This is a genomic window from Winogradskyella eximia (assembly GCF_003386165.1).
GTDB classification, from domain to species: Bacteria; Bacteroidota; Bacteroidia; order Flavobacteriales; family Flavobacteriaceae; genus Winogradskyella; species Winogradskyella eximia.
Genome location: NZ_QRDV01000003.1, coordinates 257,334 through 279,636, shown reverse-complemented (window position 1 = coordinate 279,636; position 22,303 = coordinate 257,334). Strand labels below are relative to the sequence as shown.

Annotated in this window: 22 protein-coding genes; 18 read left to right on the top strand and 4 right to left on the bottom strand. The window is 32.1% G+C overall.

The window, feature by feature from the left end; translation table 11 throughout:
* Positions 1–9: 9 nt before the first annotated feature.
* Complete coding sequence (locus tag DFQ10_RS09380; RefSeq protein WP_115817153.1) at positions 10–1,194, top strand: DUF1501 domain-containing protein; 1,185 nt, start codon at positions 10–12, stop codon at positions 1,192–1,194.
* 214 nt (positions 1,195–1,408) lie between these two features.
* Here DFQ10_RS09380 and DFQ10_RS09375 read toward each other — a convergent pair whose 3' ends face one another.
* From DFQ10_RS09375 to DFQ10_RS09365, 3 genes are all read right to left on the bottom strand, one after another.
* Positions 1,409–2,542 carry an ATP-binding protein gene (locus DFQ10_RS09375; protein WP_115817152.1) on the bottom strand — a complete coding sequence of 378 codons (1,134 nt, stop codon included), beginning with the start codon at positions 2,540–2,542 and terminating at the stop codon, positions 1,409–1,411.
* Positions 2,543–2,573: 31 nt separating this feature from the next.
* Positions 2,574–3,326 (bottom strand): SDR family NAD(P)-dependent oxidoreductase, encoded by a 753-nt coding sequence (locus DFQ10_RS09370; protein ID WP_115817151.1) that lies wholly within the window; start codon positions 3,324–3,326, stop codon positions 2,574–2,576.
* 83 nt (positions 3,327–3,409) lie between these two features.
* Complete coding sequence (locus DFQ10_RS09365) at positions 3,410–4,273, bottom strand: aldo/keto reductase (protein WP_245940668.1); 864 nt, start codon at positions 4,271–4,273, stop codon at positions 3,410–3,412.
* Between the two features lie 104 nt (positions 4,274–4,377).
* Between DFQ10_RS09365 and DFQ10_RS09360 the strand changes: the two genes are divergently transcribed.
* The 17 genes from DFQ10_RS09360 to DFQ10_RS09280 all read left to right on the top strand — a co-directional run bounded on the left by DFQ10_RS09360 (position 4,378) and on the right by DFQ10_RS09280 (position 21,708).
* A complete protein-coding gene (locus DFQ10_RS09360) occupies positions 4,378–4,935 on the top strand; it encodes a DUF4382 domain-containing protein (protein ID WP_181897615.1) in 558 nt (185 codons plus the stop codon).
* A 194-nt stretch (positions 4,936–5,129) separates the two neighbouring features.
* Complete coding sequence (locus DFQ10_RS09355) at positions 5,130–6,131, top strand: AAA family ATPase (RefSeq protein ID WP_115817148.1); 1,002 nt, start codon at positions 5,130–5,132, stop codon at positions 6,129–6,131.
* A 103-nt stretch (positions 6,132–6,234) separates the two neighbouring features.
* Positions 6,235–7,101: a DUF58 domain-containing protein gene (locus tag DFQ10_RS09350; RefSeq protein WP_115817147.1), complete on the top strand. Its 867-nt coding sequence runs from the start codon at positions 6,235–6,237 to the stop codon at positions 7,099–7,101.
* A gap of 40 nt (positions 7,102–7,141) precedes the next feature.
* Positions 7,142–8,863 carry a hypothetical protein gene (locus tag DFQ10_RS09345; protein WP_394347246.1) on the top strand — a complete coding sequence of 574 codons (1,722 nt, stop codon included), beginning with the start codon at positions 7,142–7,144 and terminating at the stop codon, positions 8,861–8,863.
* A complete protein-coding gene (locus DFQ10_RS09340; RefSeq protein ID WP_115817146.1) occupies positions 8,863–9,867 on the top strand; it encodes a vWA domain-containing protein in 1,005 nt (334 codons plus the stop codon). Before DFQ10_RS09345 ends, DFQ10_RS09340 begins: the two co-directional genes overlap by 1 nt.
* Positions 9,860–10,897 (top strand): vWA domain-containing protein, encoded by a 1,038-nt coding sequence (locus DFQ10_RS09335; RefSeq protein WP_115817145.1) that lies wholly within the window; start codon positions 9,860–9,862, stop codon positions 10,895–10,897. The genes DFQ10_RS09340 and DFQ10_RS09335 overlap by 8 nt, the downstream gene beginning before the upstream one ends.
* 92 nt (positions 10,898–10,989) lie before the next feature.
* Positions 10,990–11,844 (top strand): aerotolerance regulator BatC, encoded by an 855-nt coding sequence (locus DFQ10_RS09330; RefSeq protein WP_115817230.1) that lies wholly within the window; start codon positions 10,990–10,992, stop codon positions 11,842–11,844.
* A gap of 55 nt (positions 11,845–11,899) precedes the next feature.
* Positions 11,900–12,397 (top strand): BatD family protein, encoded by a 498-nt coding sequence (locus DFQ10_RS09325; RefSeq protein WP_115817144.1) that lies wholly within the window; start codon positions 11,900–11,902, stop codon positions 12,395–12,397.
* Between the two features lie 22 nt (positions 12,398–12,419).
* Positions 12,420–14,192 (top strand): BatD family protein, encoded by a 1,773-nt coding sequence (locus DFQ10_RS09320; RefSeq protein ID WP_115817143.1) that lies wholly within the window; start codon positions 12,420–12,422, stop codon positions 14,190–14,192.
* Position 14,193: 1 nt separating this feature from the next.
* Positions 14,194–14,952 (top strand): tetratricopeptide repeat protein, encoded by a 759-nt coding sequence (locus tag DFQ10_RS09315; RefSeq protein WP_115817142.1) that lies wholly within the window; start codon positions 14,194–14,196, stop codon positions 14,950–14,952.
* A 47-nt stretch (positions 14,953–14,999) separates the two neighbouring features.
* Positions 15,000–15,293, top strand: coding sequence for a hypothetical protein (locus DFQ10_RS09310; RefSeq protein WP_115817141.1), 294 nt, complete (start codon positions 15,000–15,002; stop codon positions 15,291–15,293).
* An 87-nt stretch (positions 15,294–15,380) separates the two neighbouring features.
* The gene (locus DFQ10_RS09305) at positions 15,381–16,973 is read left to right on the top strand and encodes a SulP family inorganic anion transporter (RefSeq protein WP_115817140.1); all 1,593 of its coding nucleotides are present in this window, start codon (positions 15,381–15,383) and stop codon (positions 16,971–16,973) included.
* Between the two features lie 6 nt (positions 16,974–16,979).
* Complete coding sequence (locus tag DFQ10_RS09300) at positions 16,980–17,792, top strand: universal stress protein (RefSeq protein ID WP_115817139.1); 813 nt, start codon at positions 16,980–16,982, stop codon at positions 17,790–17,792.
* 36 nt (positions 17,793–17,828) lie between these two features.
* Positions 17,829–18,458: a carbonic anhydrase family protein gene (locus tag DFQ10_RS09295; RefSeq protein ID WP_115817138.1), complete on the top strand. Its 630-nt coding sequence runs from the start codon at positions 17,829–17,831 to the stop codon at positions 18,456–18,458.
* Between the two features lie 19 nt (positions 18,459–18,477).
* Positions 18,478–19,146, top strand: coding sequence for a DUF2490 domain-containing protein (locus DFQ10_RS09290; RefSeq protein ID WP_115817137.1), 669 nt, complete (start codon positions 18,478–18,480; stop codon positions 19,144–19,146).
* Between the two features lie 60 nt (positions 19,147–19,206).
* Complete coding sequence (locus DFQ10_RS09285) at positions 19,207–21,069, top strand: SulP family inorganic anion transporter (protein WP_115817136.1); 1,863 nt, start codon at positions 19,207–19,209, stop codon at positions 21,067–21,069.
* A gap of 12 nt (positions 21,070–21,081) precedes the next feature.
* A complete protein-coding gene (locus DFQ10_RS09280) occupies positions 21,082–21,708 on the top strand; it encodes a carbonic anhydrase (RefSeq protein WP_115817135.1) in 627 nt (208 codons plus the stop codon).
* Between the two features lie 26 nt (positions 21,709–21,734).
* Here the strand turns inward: DFQ10_RS09280 and DFQ10_RS09275 are convergent, their stop codons facing one another.
* Positions 21,735–22,253 (bottom strand): CvpA family protein, encoded by a 519-nt coding sequence (locus DFQ10_RS09275; RefSeq protein WP_115817134.1) that lies wholly within the window; start codon positions 22,251–22,253, stop codon positions 21,735–21,737.
* Positions 22,254–22,303 lie beyond the last annotated feature (50 nt).

Here is a 22,303-nt window from a genome sequence, read left to right as displayed (position 1 = left end):
AGATTAATCATGGATAGACGAAAATTTATTAAGAATTCAGCATTAGCGAGCAGCTTGTTTTTTGTTCCAAATTTTGTAAAAGCTTTCGAACCTGTTACGGCGAAACAATTAGGCTATAAACGTTTGGTAATTGTTCAATTAGCAGGTGGTAATGATGGGTTAAATACTATAATTCCGCATAATAATGATTTGTATTACAATGCAAGGCCACAATTAGCAATTACAAAAGGTATTATAAAACTGAATGACGATTTAGGGTTTCATCCTAGTTTAAGTCCATTGCGTTCTTTGTTTGATAATGGTAAATTGTCAATAATAAATAACGTAGGTTATCCAAATCCGGTTCGCTCACATTTTAGATCTATGGATATTTGGCAAACAGCAAGTTCTTCTAATGAATATTTGCAAAGTGGTTGGTTAGGTCGTTATTTGGATCAGCATGGCGATAAGCCTTATAATGCTTTGGAAATGGATGAGCAATTAAGTTTAGCTATGAAAGGTGAGCATTTTAATGGTATTGCCACTAATGATTATAAAGTTTTGTATAATACAGCAAAGGATCCTTATTTTAAAAAGGTGCTTAATTACAATGATGCACATTTAAGCGAACATAATTTAGGCTATCTCTATCAGACTATGATAGAAGCAGAGTCTTCTGCTAGTTATATTTTTGAAAACACCAACGTAAAGTCATCTCAAGAGAGCTATCCTCAAAACGGATTTGCAAAGCAGCTTAAAAGTGTTGCGCAATTTATCAATTCAGGTTTAGATACAAAGGTGTTTTATACCTCTTTAGGTGGTTTTGATACTCATGCTAGTCAAAATAATAAACAAACAAAATTGTTATCGCAGTACGCAGAGAGTATTTCGGCTTTTGTAAAGGACTTAAAACGAAATAATACTTTTGAGGATACTTTAATTTTAACCTTTTCAGAATTTGGAAGACGCGTAAAACAGAATGCAGCTAATGGCACAGATCATGGTGCGGCAAATAATGTGTTTGTAATTGGTAAAAATTTAAAGAAAGCAGGTTTCTATAATGATCTTGCTAGTTTAAGTGATTTAGATGGGAATGGTGATTTAAAATACAATGTAGATTTTAGATCTGTTTATGCTACAATCCTTTCAAGCTGGCTAAATGTTTCTGCCGAAGGAATTATTCCTTCCAAACAAAAAGCATTGAATTTCATTTAGGTATATAAAAAAACCTTGTTTCAATTTGAGCGTTAAGCTTTATAGAAACAAGGTTTAATAATTGATTAATAGCAATACAAAGATGTGCAATAATTCCATTCGTTAACAAATTTTTTGATGAATGGTTAAAAAAAATGTATAATCAGTAGTGTTTTGATATGTTATCCGATAAGACGCAAAAAACGAGGTTGTAATTTCGAAAAATATCGATGAACTAACTATATCTTACTTTTCTTAAAACCCGAATTGTTTCTTTGTATGAAATATAGAGTTCTGCATCATAGTCTTTTATGTAGGGTTTTGAATATTCTAACTTGTCTAGTGCGTCATCAAAACCGTTGAGGTAACAGATGAGATAACTTGCAGCTAAATTCTTTAAATCTTCAATTTCATTTTGAGATAATTCTTGTTTCTTTTGAAGTTTTTCTAAAATAGCATTATTAGCATTGTAAATATGGTGCAATACTTTTTTGTTGAATTGTGGTGGCTCAAAAATAAGATTCACATCAATGGAATAATTGGCATTGTCATTAAACTGAATCGTTTTTTCTTCAAGCTTATAGTATTTATAAGATTTGTTTAAACCGAGTCTTACATATTCAATTATTTTAAAAGAGTTTTCGGAATATGAAATGGATACTTCATCTAAAGTAGAATAAAACAAACGTACTTGTTCGTTTATCATTTCAATATCAACTCTAGAAAAGAAGGTTTCGTTTTTCACTATTTTTTTAGCGCCAGACCAGCATAAAACAAAGTATTCTTTAAAAACCTTGTATTGCGGATTGTAATCTTGACGTTTATTCATAAAATCAAAAACGCCTTCTAGAGTAAGTTCAATATTGTTTTGTGCATGCTTTTCTATGGCAGCCACAATTTTAGAATTCACATCTTTAATTTCAATATCAAAAACCTTAGGCATACTCATGCTTCCGTCTCTAAAAAAGACAGAACCACCATAATATTTCCAGATGTTTTTTCTAAGCGATGTGATAGAGTCAATTGGTCTAATAGTAACTAGGCCAACCACTTTGTCATCTGGTAAATGCGGAAAAGGAATATTTTCGTATTGTACAATTGGTGGGTTTGAGAGATAGGCATTAATGAGATTCTGAATTTTACTGTCATCAAAAAAATCGACACCTACGATTTTGTTATCGTCATCTTTTACACCAATAACTATGTAAGAGTTGTTTTTTGGATTGCTATTAGAAAGTGCACAAACATGTTTTAAAAATTTAGCTTTTCCTTCTTTGTGGCCAATATTGATTTTTAACTTTTTATCATAGAAACTATTCTCATCATTATGAGCAAGTAAGTTTTTTATGAGAAGACGTTTGTTAATCATAATTTGTTTTCTTGCAAAAGAAGGAATTTTGTTAATTTGATTTTTTCACAATAGTAGAACTAGCCTGAGCAGTACAAAACATCAGAACATCTGCAATATTTACGTGTGCTGGTCTTGAGATGGCAAAGTAAATGACATCGGCAACATCTTCTGGTTGCAATGCTTTATAGCCTTTATAAACATTATCTGCTTTAGAATCACCTTTAAAACGTACTTCTGAAAATTCAGTTTCTACCAAACCAGGATTAATAGCTCCAACTTTTATTCCGAAGGGATTTAAATCAATTCTCATACCTTCAGTGATTGCTAATACAGCATGTTTACTGCCACAATACACATTTCCGTTTGGGTAAACTTCTTTGCCGGCAGAAGAGCCAATGTTAATGATGTGTCCGGATTTACGGTCTGTCATGCCAGGAATAATAGCTTTACTCACGTAGAGTAAACCTTTTACATTGATGTCCATCATGGCATCCCAATCATCTAAATTACCCGTTTGTATTGGGTCTAGTCCATGTGCATTACCTGCATTGTTAATGAGAATATCTATTTTTTGAAATTCTTTGGGTAAAGAAGCAATAGCCTCAAAAGTTTGTTTTCTATCACGAACGTCAAAATTTAATGTATATACATCTGTTTCGCGAGATAATGCTTTTTGTACACTATCTAAGCGTTGTTGCCTACGTCCACATAATACTAAGTTTATACCGTGTTTGGCAAATTCGTGAGCAGTCGCTCTGCCTATTCCGCTTGTTGCGCCTGTGATTAATGCTGTTTTTTTCATTGCGAAGTTTTCTTGAGAAGTCAGAAATTGTTTTCTAAAAATAAGCAAAAACCCTTCTGGTTAGAGAAGGGTTAGTAAATGTTTTATGGAACTTTATGTCCTTGAGCTGCAACTAATATTAAAAACCAATCTTCAGTTTCTAAGTTAATTTTTGCTGCTGCAACTGCTTGTTGTAATCTTTCTTTAGTTGTTGTGCCAACTACAGGATGAAAACCAGATGGATGTTTCATAATCCAAGCTAATAGCAATTGGTCTTCCGTAGCATTGTATTTGTCTTTAAGCGCACCTAGTTGTTTGTGTATACGTCTAGTTTGTTCCGTATCTTCTTTGAAAACAGAGCCTAAAGGCGACCAAGCCATGGGTTTTATTCCGTTAGTCATCATAAAGTCTAATGTTCCGTCATGCATTGCTGTATGTTCGGTTAAGGAGAATTCAATCTGATTAACGTCTATATCCATGCGTAAGCCAATCATGTCCATTTGAGATGGTGTAAAATTAGACACACCAAAGTCTCTAATTTTTCCGTCTTTTTTTAAAATGGTAATGGCTTCAGCTATTTCTTCGGCAACCATTAAAGGACTAGGTCTGTGTAGTAATAACATATCTAAATAGTCCGTGTCATGGTGCTTAAGAGATTCTTCTACAGACCAGATAATGTAGTCTTTACTATAGTTATAATGTTTAACCTTGTTCTTTCGATTGTCACTTTGATATTGAATGCCACATTTAGAAATAAGCTGAATGTCTTCACGTTTTAATCCAGATTCAGCAAATGCTTTTCCAAATTCAGCTTCAGTTGTATATGCGCCATAAATATCAGCATGGTCAAAGGTTGTAATGTTGTTAGCAACGCAGAAATTTATCAATGATGCCATTTCTTTTTTTGAGAGTTGTTTTCCCCAACTTCCCCAAGTCATGGTTCCTGCAATTAATCGAGAATATATCACTTAGTTTTCAGTTTATATGGTTTTTTGTGCAATTCGTGTATAAAAATACTCAAAACATAAAGAATACGATATTATTGAGGTGTAATTATTCAATATCCCAAATCATGAAACATTTACAATCACTAAAATTTATTGTTTTATCACTATTAATATTAGTCAACTTTACAAGCTGCACTAAAGACGATATGGGCAGAGATGCTAATAAAGCGGCTATTTCAGTAAGCCTAAAAAGTAGTGCTAATCACCTAAATAATGTTTTTCTTGATATTGAAGATGTGCAAGTTAAGGTAAAAGAAGATGGAGATGTGTCAAATGCTTGGGTAAGTTTAAATGCTATAAATCTTGGAACGCACAATGTCTCTGACTTAATCAGTGAAACTGAATTGCTTTTAGTAGATCATTTTGAAATAAATCAAACCTTTATCTACGAAATAAGATTAGTTCTTGGAGATAATAATTTTGTAAACATTAATGAAACATTAATCAGTTTAGATCTTGACGAAAACGCTTCGGCTTCAAATTTAATACAGACAGAATTTGAAGGAAATCATATTTATCAGTTAGTAATTAATTTAGATATTGATGAGTCTATTAAATTTGCTGAAGATGAAAACATCATGATTTTGAACCCTAAACTCTATACAGAAATTAGAAAATTTTAGTATTAATTAACCCTAATCCATAATTAATTCTTAAAAAGAGTATTACTTCGGTATTACTCTTTTTTTTTAACCAATTGTTAACAGCATCTAACGAAAAATTTTAACACTTTGCATGCTCTTAAATATGAAGAAGCTATTTTTAGGATTATTTTAAAAATAGTATAACAAAAGATTTGTTCTTAAACCCTTAAATAATGGAAGAAACGAGTACAGTTGATATTAAGTCAATTAACGAAAAGATAGAAAGAGAAAGTGCTTTTGTAGATTTATTAACCTTAGAAATGAATAAGGTTATTGTTGGGCAAAAACACATGGTAGAGCGTCTGCTCATAGGTTTATTAGGTCAAGGTCATATTTTATTAGAAGGTGTTCCTGGATTAGCGAAAACTTTAGCGATTAATACGTTATCTAAAGCAATTGACGCTAGTTTTAGTAGAATTCAGTTTACACCAGATTTATTGCCTGCAGATGTGGTTGGTACATTAATCTTTAATATGAAAGAGAATGATTTTACCATTAAAAAAGGACCAATATTCGCCAATTTTGTATTAGCAGATGAGATTAACAGAGCACCAGCAAAAGTGCAATCTGCTTTGCTTGAAGCAATGCAAGAAAAACAAGTGACTATTGGAGATGAAACCTTCATCTTAGATAAGCCATTTTTGGTAATGGCAACTATGAATCCGGTAGAGCAAGAAGGAACTTATCCTTTGCCAGAAGCGCAAGTGGATCGTTTTATGCTAAAAACAGTTATCGATTATCCAACAATTGCAGATGAACAGCAAATTGTAAGAGCCAACTTAAAAGGATCTTACGAAAAAGTAAATCCTGTAGTTTCAATTGCTCAGATTCTAAGTGCTCAAAAAGCAGTTAGAGAAGTTTATATGGATGAAAAAATCGAAAAATACATACTAGATATTATTTTCGCTACACGTTATCCTGAAAAATATAGATTAAGTGATTTAAAACCTTTAATTTCTTTTGGTGCTTCACCTCGTGGAAGTATCAACCTAGCAACTGCAGCTAAGTGTTATGCTTTTATAAAAAGAAGAGGTTATGTAATTCCTGAAGATGTGCGTGCAGTTGTACATGATGTTTTGCGTCACAGAATTGGCATTACTTACGAAGCCGAAGCTGAAAATGTCACTTCAGAGGACATTATTAATAAAATTGTAAACGAGATAGAAGTACCATAAATGAGTCCTAAGTATTCAGTCCTCAGTTAGCAGTCGCTTACTCAGAATTGAATACAACAAACTGAATACCGAGGACAGAATACTGCAAACTGCATACTAAATAATGGATACTAAAGAACTTCTAAAAAAAGTACGAAAAATAGAGATTAAGACACGTCGTTTGTCTGATCATATATTTGGAGGAGAATATCATTCGACTTTCAAAGGTCGTGGTATGACTTTTTCTGAAGTACGTCAATACCAATTTGGTGATGATGTAAGAAATATTGATTGGAATGTTACGGCAAGAACCAATCAACCACATATTAAAGTTTTTGAAGAAGAGCGTGAGCTCACCATGATGCTGATGGCAGATGTTTCTGGTAGTAAATTATTTGGAACAAAAAATCAATTTAAAGATGAAATTGTTACAGAGATTGCAGCAACATTAGCATTTTCGGCAACACAGAATAATGATAAAATAGGTTTGATTTTGTTTTCGGATGAAATAGAATTATACATTCCACCCAAAAAAGGACGTTCACATGTGCTTAGGATTATTCGTGAATTATTAGAGTTTGAGCCTAAAAGTAAGCAGACCAACGTTGCAGAAGCTTTAAAGTTTTTGTCTAACGTAATGAAGAAGAAAGCTATAGTTTTTGTGTTGTCAGATTTTATTGCAGGCGATTATAAGCAAAACCTTAAAATTGCAGCAGGAAGACACGATATTACAGGGATCAGAATTTACGATAGACATGAAGCTGAAATTCCAAATCTAGGCATGGTGCAAATGGAAGATGAAGAAACGGGTGAAGCTATGTTAGTGAACACAGCGTCAAAAAAAGTAAGACAAGATTATAGTAAATTCTATATTGAAAAAGTACACTACTTTAAGGATAGTTTCGCTAAATCTGGATCTGGTGCTATAGATTGTCGTGTAGATGAAAGTTATGTAAAAAAATTATTGGGCTATTTTAAACAAAGAGGCTAATTAGCTTGAAGTTTGATAGATGAAGCGATTAAAAATGAAAATGCAAAATAATATATCAATTAGAAGTATAGACACAAAGGGTTGCCATCAAAGGTCTATCATTTTTAGTCTATTTTCTGTATTGTTTTTTCTAGGTGCTTTTGTATCCTCAGCACAAGTGACCTCTAAAATTGATACCACTCAAATTAGAATAGGAGAGCAAATTAATTATAAAATTAATGTTGAAGCAGATTCTACTTCTTTGGTTGTATTTCCAGAAGGGCAAACATTTATGCCCTTAGAATCCGTTGAGGCTTTAAAAATTGATACGACCAAAAGAGATTCAAAATTTTTATTGTCTAGAATTTATAAACTTACACAATTCGATTCTGGCGTTTATACTATTCCAAGACAGAAAATAATCATTGACGAGAAACCATTTTTTACGGATTCTTTAAAAGTGGTAGTAAATACCATTGAAGTCGATACCACGAAACAGAAACTCTACGATATAAAACCCATTATTGAAGTAGAAGAAAGTGGAAATGGACGTTTGCAATTTATCTTAGGAGTTATAGCTTCAATAGCTTTAATTGCCTTAGCCGCATTTTTACTTTATTGGTTTGTTTGGAGAAAAAAACCATTAACAGAAGAAGAGGAAATTGCTTTGTTACCACCTTATGATCGTGCAAAATTAGCGATAAAGAAACTCGATGAGAGTCAATTTTTAATGCGTGCAGAAGTCAAGGAGTATTATTCGGAATTGACCTTTATCATTAGAAAATATTTAGACGAGAAAGTTTATGATCGTGCTTTAGAAAGTACAACAGCAGAGCTTATTAATCGTTTAAATTTATTGAAAGACGGCAATCAAATTCCGCTTTCAAAAGAAACCATTTTGCATATTGAATCTATTTTACAACGTGCCGATTTAGTGAAATTTGCAAAGTCAGCACCAGATACAGCTCTTGCTGAAATGGATAAGTTGACAATAGATAAAGCCATAGATAACGTTAAGGTAAGTTTACCAGAGCCATCTGAAGAAGAAAAACTGTTAGATCAAAAGTATAAAGAAGCGCAAGAACGTAAGAAAAAGCGAAGAAAAATATGGATTACTGTTGCAGCTTCGTTGTTTTTAATTGTGGCGACTTTTGTTGGTTTCGGAATGAAATATGGTTTCGGTTATGTAAAAGACACCATCATTGGTCATGAAAGTAAAGAACTATTAGAGGGTAATTGGGTAGAAAGCGCCTATGGTTATCCACCAATTTTTATTGAAACACCTGAGGTTTTAAAACGTGAAGAAGTTGAGGTTCCTGAGGAATATAAAGATAAAATCAACACATCTGTATTTAGATATTTATCTAAAAAATCTGGATTAGATATCCAAGTGAGTACAACAACTTTTAAAACTACCGAAGGTCAAGGCCAACCTAAGGAAATGACTGATGATGAAAAAGCGCAAGATTTACAAAAAACATCTGAAACTTATTTAAAACAATTAGAATCTCAAGGAGCAAAAGATATTACAGTTAAACGAGAAAAATTCACGACACCAAATGGTGCTGAAGGAGTAAAAACGTATGGGACTATGAACTTAGCTCTAAGTGAAGAGGATATAGTACCAGCCAAATACAACCTGTTTCTTTTTAGAGCAGAAAACGTGAGACAACAAATAATTTTAAGTTGGAGAACTGATGACAATTATATCGATGATATCATTGAACGTATAGTAGATTCCATAGAACTTAAGCTAGACGAAGTAGAAGAAAAAGAAAACTAATGCTCGAAAACATACAATTTTTAAATATAGAATTCTTCTGGTTGTTATTGCTTTTGCCAATAGCAATAGTTTGGTATATGTTTACACGTAATAAGCAAACGGCAGAATTAAAGATGTCTAGCATTCAAGGCTTCAAAAATTCATCAACATTTTGGTCTAAATTTAAACATTTACTTTTTGCGTTGCGTTTAATAGCCTTAGGGCTTTTAATCACCGCATTGGCAAGACCAAGAACTGTAGATGTATCTACACAAACAAAAACAACAAGTGGTATTGATATTGTAATGGCAATTGATGTGTCTGCAAGTATGTTAGCAAAGGATTTAAGACCTAACCGATTAGATGCTTTAAAAGAAGTTGCTGCAGATTTTATTGATGGACGTCCAAATGATAGAATTGGTTTGGTAGAATATGCAGGAGAAGCGTATACTAAAACACCAATTACTAGTGATAAATCTATTGTGCAACGTTCACTCAGAGATATTAATTATAATACTATTATAGAAAGCGGAACAGCAATAGGTATGGGTTTAGCCACATCTGTTAATAGGTTAAAGGATAGTAGAGCTAAAAGTAAAGTGATTATATTATTGACGGATGGTGTTAATAATTCCGGATTTATAGACCCTAAAATAGCAAGTGAATTGGCTGTAGAATACGGTATAAAAGTTTATACTATTGGTTTAGGTACAAACGGTACAGCACTTTCTCCAATTGGGTTTAACTCTAATGGGACTTTTAGATATGGTCGTACACAAGTAGAAATTGATGAAGCTTTGCTGAAAGAAATTGCAGCAGAAACTGGTGGAAAATATTTTAGAGCAACCAATAATGATAAGTTAGCTCAGATTTATGAGGAAATCAATAAGCTTGAAAAAACCGAAATTGAAGAAACCAAATACTACAATTACGATGAAAAATACAGACCATTGGTATTATTAGCTGGACTGTTATTATTGATAGAATTATTATTAAGAAATACAATATTTAGAAGCTTTGTTTAGACTCGATGAAAATATATGGTTTTGGACCTTACTGGTAATTCCGGTAATCATTCTGATGTTTTTACTACTTCAATTCTGGAGACGGTCAACACAGAAAAAATTTGCCGACTTAGCTTTATTAAAGCGTTTGAGTCCAAATCAATCGTTATTTAAAAGTGTATTAAAACTTTTTGTGCTTTGTAGTGCTTTTGCTTGTTTATCAATTGCTTTAGTTAATCCAAAAATTGGTACAAAGTTAGAAACTGTACGTAGTGAAGGTGTTGATGTGGTATTTGCTATAGATGTTTCTAAAAGCATGTTGGCAGAAGATATTGCGCCAAACCGATTAGATAAATCCAAGCAATTAGTTACACAAATCATTAATAGTTTAGTAAGTGATCGTGTTGGTATTATTGCTTATGCTGGTAAAGCCTTTCCGCAATTACCAATAACTACAGATTATGCTTCGGCAAAAATGTTTTTACAAAACATGAACACAGATATGTTATCCTCACAAGGAACGGCAATCAGTGAAGCCATTCAGCTTTCAAAAACGTATTTTGATAATGAAGACCAATCCAACCGTGTTTTAATAATCATTTCAGATGGTGAAGACCATGACGGAGATGCCTTAGATATTGCAGAAGAAGCAGCTGAGCAAGGCATAAGAATATTAACAATAGGAGTAGGAGATCTTAAGGGAGGACCAATTCCTATAAAACGAAATGGTGTTATTCTAAATTATAAAAAGGATAATAATGGAGAAACCGTTATTACGCGTTTAGATGAAACTACTTTAAAAGAAATTGCAGCAGAAGCTAATGGTGTTTATATGAATGGAAGCAACACAGCAGAGGTTGTTGAGACCATAAAGAATGAATTAGATAAAATGGATAAGCAAGAATTTGAGTCTAAGCAAATCGCAGATTTTAAAGATCAATTTCAATGGTTCTTGGCTTTTGGAATTCTATTATTATTCATTGATATCTTCCTTTTAGAACGAAAAACTGCTTGGTTGAAGAAGTTGAATTTATTTAATGAGAATTTTTAAGATTTAAATTTTCTTTAACGCTAAGTTATTAAGGGCTTTAGTAATTTAGAGGTCCATGTAAAAAGACCATGAGGAACAATAGAAAAAAACACATGAAACTATATATATTACTTATTGCAGTTTTAATTGGCGGTCTTAGTTTTTCGCAAGACCTTAATGAAGACCAATTAAAGGCAGAAAAAAAGGCAACCAATCTTGTCTACAAAGCAAATGAACTTGTTGGAGAAGATAATTATATTGAAGCTGAAATGGCATATAGAAAAGCCATTTCTGAAGCGCCAACAAAAGCCGTTGGAGCTTATAATTTAGCACATTCTTATTATAAGAAAGGAAGTTTTGATGAGGCCTTGTTTAGAAGTCAAGAAGCTGCAAAAAATGCCACTTCTAAGGAAGAAAAGCATAGAGCATTCCACAATATGGGTAATATTTTAATGCAAAATAAGGCTTGTAAAGAGGCTGTAGAAGCGTTTAAAAATGCACTTAGAAGTAATCCTAATGATGAAGAAACCCGTTATAATTTTGCTTTAGCCAAAGAATGTGCAGAACAGCAAAAACAAGATGGTGGTGGCGAAGATGATAAAAAGGACGAGAATAAAGATCAAGAACAAGATAAAGAAGACCAAGAAAAGAAAGAGGACGACAGCAAAGACAATAAGGATAAGAAGGACGATCAAGATAAAAAGGACGAAGGAGATAAGGATAAAAAAGATGGCGATAAGGATAAGGATGATGAAGGAAAGCCAAAAGATGATAAGAAAGACGAAGGAAAAGGAGATAAAGACAATAAAGACCAAAACCAGAAGCCAAAACCACAACCAGGACAAATGTCTCCTCAGCAGATAAAGAATATTTTAGATGCAATGCAAAATCAAGAGCAAAAGGTTCAGGAGAAAATGAATGCAGAGAAACAAAAAGGAGCTAAAGTAAAGACTGAGAAAGATTGGTAATTTCGCTGATTATCTCATGTAAGGTTTCAAGACTTTTTTGGTGTAAAAACATATAATGAAAGCAATTAAACAAACAGCAATACTATTTATAATACTTGTAACTAGTCTCATTTCAGCGCAAGAGAAGTCTGAATCTGAACTAACTTCTAAGTTGAATAATGGAGTGCATTTTGTCGCTGAATTATCTGATTCTAATGTAAAACTTAAAGATTCTGTAATCATTACCTACAAATTGTATGTCGCTCAAGATATTGGCATTTCTAATTATAATATGCGTGATTATATAGAGAGTGAAGATTTTAAAGTTGAAGATATCACCTCTTCAGACGTTAAAGTTGAATACGAGGTTTTTAAAAATGAAAAATATAGATTTGTGATTTTAAAGAAATCAGTACTAAAACCAAAACAAAAGGGTAAGTTTGAATTGGAGGCATTGGTACTAGATTTTACATCAGAAATACCTTCTAAAAATAGTGATGCATTTGGGCGTCTTATTATGGAAAAAGTAAAAAGAACAATTAAAACGGACAATATTACAATCAATGTTATCTAATTATAGGTAATTGCTTAAAGTAATGAAACGAATAAAAAATAACATATCAATATTATTTCTAGTACTTGCAACAAGTATTGCTTCGGCTCAAATAAAATTTGAAGCTAAAGTAAGTAAGAAGACATTAGGAGTTAACGAACGCTTACGTATCGATTTTGAAATGAACCAAGATGGAGACAATTTTGTGCCACCTAGTTTTGCGGATTTCGATTTGGTTGGTGGTCCTAATACTTCTGTTAGTAATTATTCAAGAAACGGAAAACGATCGTACAATAAAACGTATAGCTATTTTTTAGCACCAAAAAAACGTGGCAAATTCACGATTAAGCAAGCTACAATAGAAATTGATGGAGAAACCTATAAGACGTTTCCTATAACAATTGAAGTTACAGCAGCAGTTAGCAAACCCAATGGAGAAACAGCAGCTTCAGATGTTGCTGAGGATAATATTCATTTAGTTGCGGAGGTTTCTAATGCAAGTCCTTATTTAAATGAAGCGATTACAGTAGTTTACAAATTATATGTTTCAACAGAAACCGGAGTTAGTAATTGGAGGGAAAAGGATATTCCTAGATATAATGATTTTTGGAGTCAAAATATAGATATTAAAGGACTCAATGTTTTAGAAGGAGAATATAAAGGGGAGAAATATCGTTATGTGGTTTTGAGAAAAACAGTGCTTTATCCTCAAAAAACAGGTGCTCTTAAATTAGAACCTTTAGTTTTAGATATTACTGTAGAGGTACCAACCAACCGACGAGATATTTTTGGAAGACCTTTAATGACAAAAGTGCCTAAAGTAGTAACTGCAGGTAGTAGAACTCTTAATGTTAAACCATTGCCAGAGCAAGGAAAACCTTCTGATTTTAAAGGTGCAGTGGGTAATTATTCATTTAAAGTAACGACGTCTAAAACACAGTTAAATGCAACTGAATCTCTTCAGGCAAAAATAGAAGTAACAGGAAATGGGAATTTAAAATTATTTGAGTTACCAAAGTTAACAGTGCCAAGTTCTTTAGAAGTATACGAGCCAGAACACCAAGAAAACATTCGAACAAATTTAGGTGGCATGCAAGGTGGTATTTCAGATACTTACACTATTGTGCCACAGTATAAAGGGAAATATCCTATACCAAGTATTTCATTCTCATATTTTAATCCTGAAACAGCAAGTTATAAACGCATTACATCAGATGAGATTGTAATTGATGTTTTAGAAGGGCCAACTGCTTCAATTAATAATACTGAAAACACTACTGAAGGTGTAAAACAAGCTGTAAACTCTAATACTAATACATTTGCTTTTATAAAAACGGCATCAAATTGGTCGAGTATAAAAGAGGAGCAATTCTTTAAGTCTACAGGGTTTTGGTCCTTGTTATTATTGCCGTTTTTAGCGATACCGTTAGCAATTGTGGTAAGACGAAAAACAGATGAACGTAATGCAGATGTACAAGGTAATCGTATTAGAAAAGCAGATCGTTTAGCTAAGAAATATTTAGGAGAAGCTAAGAAAGCACTCGGTCAAAAAGAAGCGTTTTATTTGGCTTTAGAAAAAGCACTTCACAATTATTTAAAAGCCAAACTAAATATTGAAACAAGTGATTTTAATAAAGAGAAAATTGAAAATTTATTAACTGAGCGTCAGGTTGAAAGTAATGTGGTTTCAGATTTTATTTCAATTCTAGAAAATTGTGAATTGGCACGTTATACGCCAATTACTCAAGTGACTATGAAGAATGATTATGATAAAGCCGCAAAAACGATTTCATTAATAGATAAGCAACTTAGATAATATGAGAGCTATAATAATCTTATTTGTGTGTTGTTTTAGCATGATTGGTTTTTCGCAAAACGATAGCGTTTTTAGCGAAGCCAATACCTTATATAACAACGGTAAATATGCAGAAGCTATTGATAAATATGAATCTATTTTAGATTCGGATCAACATTCTGCTGAGTTGTATTTTAACCTAGGGAATGCTAATTATAAGCTCAATAATATTGCACCAAGTATTTATTATTATGAAAAAGCATTGTTATTAGAGCCTAATGATAAGGATATACAAAACAATTTGGCCTTTGCTCAAAACATGACGATTGATGCTATTGAGATAGTTCCTAAAGTAGGTTTTTCAAGAATTATAAATAATATAGTGAATACGTTTAATACAGATACTTGGGCAAGAATTGCTATTGGAGGCGTGCTTTTGTTTGTTGTTATATTTTTAGCATATCATTTTTCTTATACTTCTTCAAAAAAGAGAATAGCTTTTGTAACCAGTATCATTAGTTTATTTATAGGTTGTTTTTCTGTGGTTATGGCATTTCAAAAAGATAGCCTAGACCGAAAGGATAATCCAGGTATTGTGTTTTCACAAGAAACGAGAGTAAAAACAGATCCTAATTCTGCAAGTGAAGAAGTTTTTAGATTACATGAAGGCACTAAGGTGCAAGTAATAGAAACTTATGAAGATTGGAAAAAAATTAAACTTTCCGATAATTCAATAGGTTGGATCCCTTCAGAAGATATAAAGTTATTGAAGATTTTTTAGAACTTATTTAACACACTATTAAGATCTAACTATTATATTTGTCGCTTATGCGAAAAAGCTCAAAAAACAGGATAGCGATTTTATTTACCATAGTATTTATGGCACTTATTTCTGCACCTGTAATTATTATGTCTATTGATGATTCTATTGATACGACTTGTTTTTTTAGCATTAATGAAGAAGAAGAAAACGCTCATGCTAAGCTTCTTTTTGATAAGGAAGATCAAACTTCAGAGTTTTTGTTTGAGGATCAAACAAGCACTAATCTTATTGGATATACGTTTAAACAATATCCAAAACCACATCTCAATTTAATTTCCCCACCACCCGATTTTATTTAATATTTTATTCGATTGGCATTTATTGTCCCTAAAAAAAATATTAAATCACTATTGAAATCTATTCAATAGAATAAATCATTATATAAAATGTTTAAAACATTAAAAAACGACTTGCCTGCAAGTGTCGTTGTCTTTTTTGTGGCATTACCTTTATGTTTAGGTATTGCATTAGCCAGTGGAGCACCTCTTTTCTCTGGTTTAATTGCTGGAATTATTGGAGGAATTGTAGTAGGATCCTTAAGTGGTTCTAAAATTGGTGTGAGCGGACCGGCTGCTGGTTTAGCCGCAATTGTATTAACCGCAATTGGTACATTAGGAGGTTATGAAAACTTTTTAGTTGCCGTTGTATTAGGAGGTGTAATTCAAATAATTTTTGGTGTTTTAAAAGCCGGAATTATTGGTTATTATTTTCCGTCATCAGTGATTAAAGGTATGCTTACTGGTATTGGAATTATTATAATTTTAAAACAAATACCACACTTTTTTGGCTACGATGCTGAGCCAGAAGGAGCGGATAGTTTTGTAGAGATGTCTGGAGAAAATACATTTTCTGCCATCTGGCATATTTTTGATAACCTTATATTAGGGTCTATGGTTGTTGGCTTTATAGCTTTAGGTATTTTGCTATTATGGAGTAACGTTTTAGAGAAAAAAGGAAAGTTTTTTCAGATTATACAAGGACCATTAGTTGCTGTTGTAGTGGGTATTGTTTTTTACGTAATTACGCAATCTAACGAGTCACTTGCAATAGCACAATCACATTTAGTAAGTGTACCTGTGCCAGACGATTTAGATTCTTTTATAGGCCAGTTTAGTTTTCCTAATTTCGCTGTTATTACAAATCCAGAAGTTTGGGTTATTGCATTTACAATTGCTTTAGTAGCCAGTTTAGAAACTTTATTATGTGTAGAAGCAACAGATAAATTAGATCCAGACAAAAATGTAACACCTACAAATAAGGAATTATTAGCTCAAGGTGCAGGTAATATATTATCTGGTTTAGTTGGTGGTTTGCCAATAACTCAAGTTATTGTAAGAAGTTCTGCAAACATCCAATCAGGTGGAAAAAGTAAGATGTCTGCAATTTTTCATGGTTTCTTATTATTAATTTCTGTGATATTGATTCCTACATTATTAAATAAAATTCCTTTATCAGTACTAGCTGCAATTTTATTAATAGTAGGTTATAAACTAGCAAAACCAGCTTTATTTTTAAAGATGTATAAATTAGGTTGGAAACAATCGGTTCCGTTTTTTGTAACTGTAATTGGTATTGTTTTTACAGATTTATTAGTTGGTATTGGTTTAGGATTGGCTGTTGGTATTGTTGTTATTTTATTAAAAAGCTATCAAAACTCACACTTTCTTCACATTGAGGATAATAGTAATGGAAAGCATAAAATTAAAATGGCGCTTGCAGAAGAAGTAACCTTTTTTAATAAAGGTGCTATTTTAAAAGAGTTAGACAGTTTACCTAGAGATACATATTTAGAATTCGATGTAACTAAGACACGATATTTAGATTATGATATTATTGAAATTCTTGAAGATTTTGCTTTTAAAGCGAAAGAAAGAAATATTGACATTAAGTTAATCTCAAAGCGAGGTATTGTTGAAAACCCACCAAGTTTTATTGAGTTTTTTCAATTGAGACCTAAATCTAATATCAGTTTAAGTTAAAGCATTATGAAAAATAGTAAATATAAAATAGTAGTGCTTTCAGATTTAAAGAAAAGCGCAATTACAACTTTAAAAAGTAGTGTAAGTTTAGCACACATGATTGATGCAGATATAGAGCTGTTTCATGTTAAGAAACACGTAGACATTATAAAGAGAGATAATCAATTGTCTGCAATGCGAAGTATAAATGAGGAGTTTATTAGTACTAAAAATAAAATTAAAGCACTAATTGATCCTGTTTCAAAGGCATATGATATTCCTATTAATTCTAATTTTTCATTTGGAAATATCAAAGACGAAATAAGGACTTATATCAAAGACATTAAGCCAGATATTATTGTTTTAGGACAACGCGATTCTAAACCTTTAAAATTTATTGGTGACAGTATTACTCATTTTTTATTAAAAGAGTTTAATGGTGTCGTAATGATTTCATCTAATGAGCATGCATTAATACCAAATGAAAAAATGACATTAGGAGTATTAAATGGATCAGATAAAACCTTTAAAACGGAGTTGTCTAAAGATTTAATAACGCATACACAATCACCATTAAAATCATTTAAGGTTATTAATAGTCAGAACACAAAAACTGAAAGTCCTTCTAATTACAACGAGGACACATTAGAGTTTGTTTTTGAAAAAAATGATAACACAATACCGACACTTTCTTCGTATCTTTTAAAAAACAACATTAATTTATTATGTGTTGATAGGGATGAAAATAGTAAAATGAAGAATAAGAATGCCTCAGTTTTACCACTAAAAGAAACGGTAAATAAATTGAATGTTTCACTATTAGTTTCTGGAGCATTATAAAATTAGTAACACAACGAATTAAATAAATTAAAAAAGATGAAAGCACATACAAAAGAGACCCAAGCAACAATGACACCTGAAAAGTCATTACAATATTTAAAGGAAGGAAATCAAAGGTTTCAAGATAACTTAAAAGCAAATCGTAACCTTTTAGAACAAGTAAATGACACCAGTGATGGACAGTTTCCATTTGCAACAATTTTAAGTTGTATAGATTCTAGAGTATCAGCCGAATTGGTTTTTGATCAAGGATTAGGAGATATTTTTAGTGTACGTGTAGCCGGTAATATTGTAAATGAAGATATTTTAGGTAGTATGGAGTTTGCATGTAAATTAGCAGGTACAGAGCTTATTGTAGTTTTAGGACACACAAGTTGTGGTGCCGTAAAAGGTGCTTGTGATCATGCAGAAATGGGTAATTTAACCAAGCTAGTTCAGAAAATAACACCAGCAGTTAATGCGGTAACTGAGCCAAAAGATGAAAGCTTAAGAACTTCTAAAAATCTTGATTTTGTAGATGAGGTATCACACAGGAATGTAGAGTTAATGATTGATAGAATCCATGCAGAAAGCCCTATACTTACAGAAATGGAAAAAGCAGGTGAGATTAAAATAATTGGAGCCATGTATGATGTTAATACAGGTGCTGTGACATTTTATGAATAATAAAAGGTTTAAAAACATAATGAAAGAAAGAATAAGTATGGTGGCACTGATTGTAATATTAGTGCTACCTAACTTTTTAAATGCACAAGAGAGTGAGTTAGGTAATTGGTTAATTTATATTGGCAATAAAAAACTAAATTCTAAATGGAACATCCATAATGAAGTTCAGTATAGAAATTATAATGCTATTGGTGATTTAGAGCAATTATTACTAAGAACAGGAATTGGGTATAATTTATCTGAAAATAATAACAATATTTTACTTGGTTATGGTTATATTTTGTCTGAAAATTATATAGGCGAAACTGAGGATAAGCTTTCAGTAAATGAGCATCGTATTTTTCAGCAATTTACAACTAAACAAAACGTAGGAAAAATGGCTTTAAGTCATCGTTATAGGTTTGAGCAGCGTTTTGTAGAAGACGATTTTAAAATGCGATTTAGATATTTTTTAGGGATTAAGATTCCGCTTCAATATAAAGTTGAAGGCAAAAATCCCATCTATTTATCGTTGTATAATGAGATATTTTTAAATACAAAATCCTCGGTTTTTGATAGAAACAGAGTATTTGGTGGTTTAGGGTATAAATTTTCTAATGCGTTGCGCTTAGAATTAGGTTATATGAACCAGTTTTTTGAAACATCAGGAAGAGACCAAATCAATATTATAGCTTTCGTTAATTTTTAGTAAGACTATTGAAGCGGCTATTGTTTATTAAATAGAGTAACTAAATACAATTATAAAACTATGAAGAACTTATTTTCTAATATTAAGGGTGATGCTTTTGGAGGTATCACAGCAGGAATTGTTGCATTACCATTAGCATTAGCGTTTGGTGTTTCTTCAGGTTTAGGACCAGAGGCTGGTTTGTATGGAGCTATTTTTATTAGTTTTTTTGCTGCACTTTTTGGAGGAACAGCGACTCAGATTTCAGGACCTACAGCACCAATGACTGCTGTAAGTATGGTAATTATTGCAGGTATTGTTGCAGCTAATGATGGTAGTGTAGAAAAGGCATTACCAGCTATTTTAACTGTATTTCTATTAGCAGGTCTTATACAAATAGGATTAGGATTTTTAGGCGTAGGGAAATATATAAGATACATTCCTTATCCAGTAGTTTCTGGTTTTATGACCGCTATTGGTGTCATTATCCTTTTAACTCAAATATTACCATCTATTGGGTATTATCCAAAAGAAGATGAGGCATTTGTAGAGCAGTTTAAACCACAGGCAGAAGAAGTTATTCTTGAAAACATTTTAAAAGAAGAAGCAGGCGAAGGTATTTTAGTGCTCGAAAATTTTAAAGAAACAATAGACAGAGCTCATAAAATTACACCAGAAGAAATTTTAAACGAATCACAAACTTTAGCAGCCAAAGAAGCATCAGGTACTATTGGTGCATTAAAAGTATTGCCAAGAGCGTTAAAAAACATTAAATGGTTAGAGTTGCTATTGGCCTTGGGAACTATTTTAATAATTTATGGTTTTAAACGAATAACAACAGCAATTCCAAGTACGTTAGTTGCTTTAGTTGTAATGTCTGGTATTGCCTATGGTTTTAATTTGGGATATGTAAAAATTTCAGAGATTCCAGGTGGTATTCCCGTTCCAAGATTAGAAATGTTTACTAATTTTAGTTTAGGAAACATAACACCCTATATATTTACGGCATTGACTTTGTCCTTATTAGGAGCCATTGATTCCCTTTTAACTAGTGTGGTAGCGGATAACATGACAAAAACTAAGCATAAACCAAATAAAGAATTGATAGGTCAAGGTATTGGTAATAGTATCGCTTCAATTTTTGGTGGTATTCCTGGTGCAGGTGCAACCATTAGAACGGTTGTAAATATTAATGCCGGTGGAAAAACTAAATTATCTGGAATGATTGCTGGCGTAATGCTGTTAATAATTATGCTTGCATTAGGGCCTATCGCATCAAAAATACCAGCTGCAGTGTTAGCAGGTATCTTAATAACTGTAGGTATTGGTGTTATGGATTATAAAGGACTAAAAGCAATTCCTAGTTTGCCAAAGGATATTAAATTCGGACCTTTAAAGCTAAGTTCAGAAGTATTAATTATGCTTATCGTACTCGTTTTATCTACATTCTGGGATTTAATTTATGCAGTAGGTATTGGTTTAATTATTGCTTCATTAATGTTTATGAAGAAAATAGGAGATTTAACTGCAGAGCGGTCAGATGTTAAATCCTTAAAAGAAGAGTCTTGGGAAGATGAAATAAATTTTCCGACAGATCTTAAAGAAGAAGTTTTTATTAAACACCTTAAAGGGCCTTTATTTTTTGGTTCTACAAGTGATTTTCAAGCCTTAACGGAGCAAATTCCTAAGACAGCAAAAACTGTTATATTAAGATTAGGACGTATGCAATATATGGATCAATCTGGTTTATATGCTATGGAAGATATGCTTCAAGAATTAAAGAAAAACGATATTGAGGTATTGTTTGTAGGGCTCTTAAAACAGCCTAGGTATATGATGGAGCGTATCGATATTATTCCAGATTTTATTCCGAATGAGCATATTTTTAAAGATTTTAAAACCTGTTTAAAATGGGTAAAAAATAATATTAAAGACACTATTTAAAATATAAGGATTATGATTTTAAAGAATGTATTTAAAAACAATGAACAATGGATTAAAGAGAAACTTGCCGTTGATTCTAGTTATTTTGAAAAATTAGGAAAAGGACAAAATCCAGAATTATTATTTATAGGTTGTTCAGATAGTCGTGTAACAGCTGAGGAATTAATGGGATTAGGTCCTGGTGATGTTTTTGTACACAGAAATATTGCTAATATGGTTGTGGGTACAGATGCAAATGGTATGTCTGTTGTTAATTATGCTGTAACTCATTTAAAAGTTAATCATGTTGTTGTTTGTGGACATTACGCCTGTGGAGGTGTAAAAGCGGCAATGCAATCGGCAGATTTAGGAGTTTTAAATGGTTGGTTAAGAAATATTAGAGATGTCTACAGGATGCATCATGATGAGCTCAATGCGATTAAAGATGAAGAGAAAAAATATGAGCGTTTAATAGAACTCAATGTAAAAGAGCAGTGCGTTAACTTAATTAAAACAGCTGCAGTACAAAAGGCATTTAGAGAAAGAGGCCTAAAAGTTCACGGTTGGGTTTTTGATGTCCATACTGGGAAATTAATTGATTTAAAAATTGATTTTGAAAGGTATCTCAAAGATATTATGGAGATTTATCATTTAGATTAATAAAAAACCATTTAAAAGAATGGTTCTTATGATTCGTCTTTTTCTCTAACTATAGGTTCATCTTCACTTTTTATGATATTCGGAAAAATCATTGGTGCAAGTGATTTTACGGGATTATAGAGCATACTTTTTTCTAAATCTTCTTTTTCCATAAATGGTAATGTATTGTTCATTTTATGGAACACTATCAAGATCACACTTAAAATTAAACCTATTTTAAGAGCACCAAAAATACCACCAGCTAGTTTATTGATGATACCTAAAGCAGCAAAATCGGCTAATTTGGTTAAGGCTTTTCCGGCTAAACCAATTGTAAGAACAATAACCACAAAAGTGATGGCAAAAGCTACAATATTGATAGTTCTTTCTTCCCAATCTACTCTAGACTCAAGGAAACCTGCGGCAAACCCACTAAAGTGAATAGCACCATAAACACCCAAAACAAGGGCAACTAAAGAAGCGACCTCTACAAAAAGACCTTTAAATAAGCCACGTATAAATCCAAATAATAATAAAGCGGCTAAAATGATGTCAATAATACTCATAACACTAATGATTTAGACAAACGTACATAATTTTTCTGATTTTAAATTAA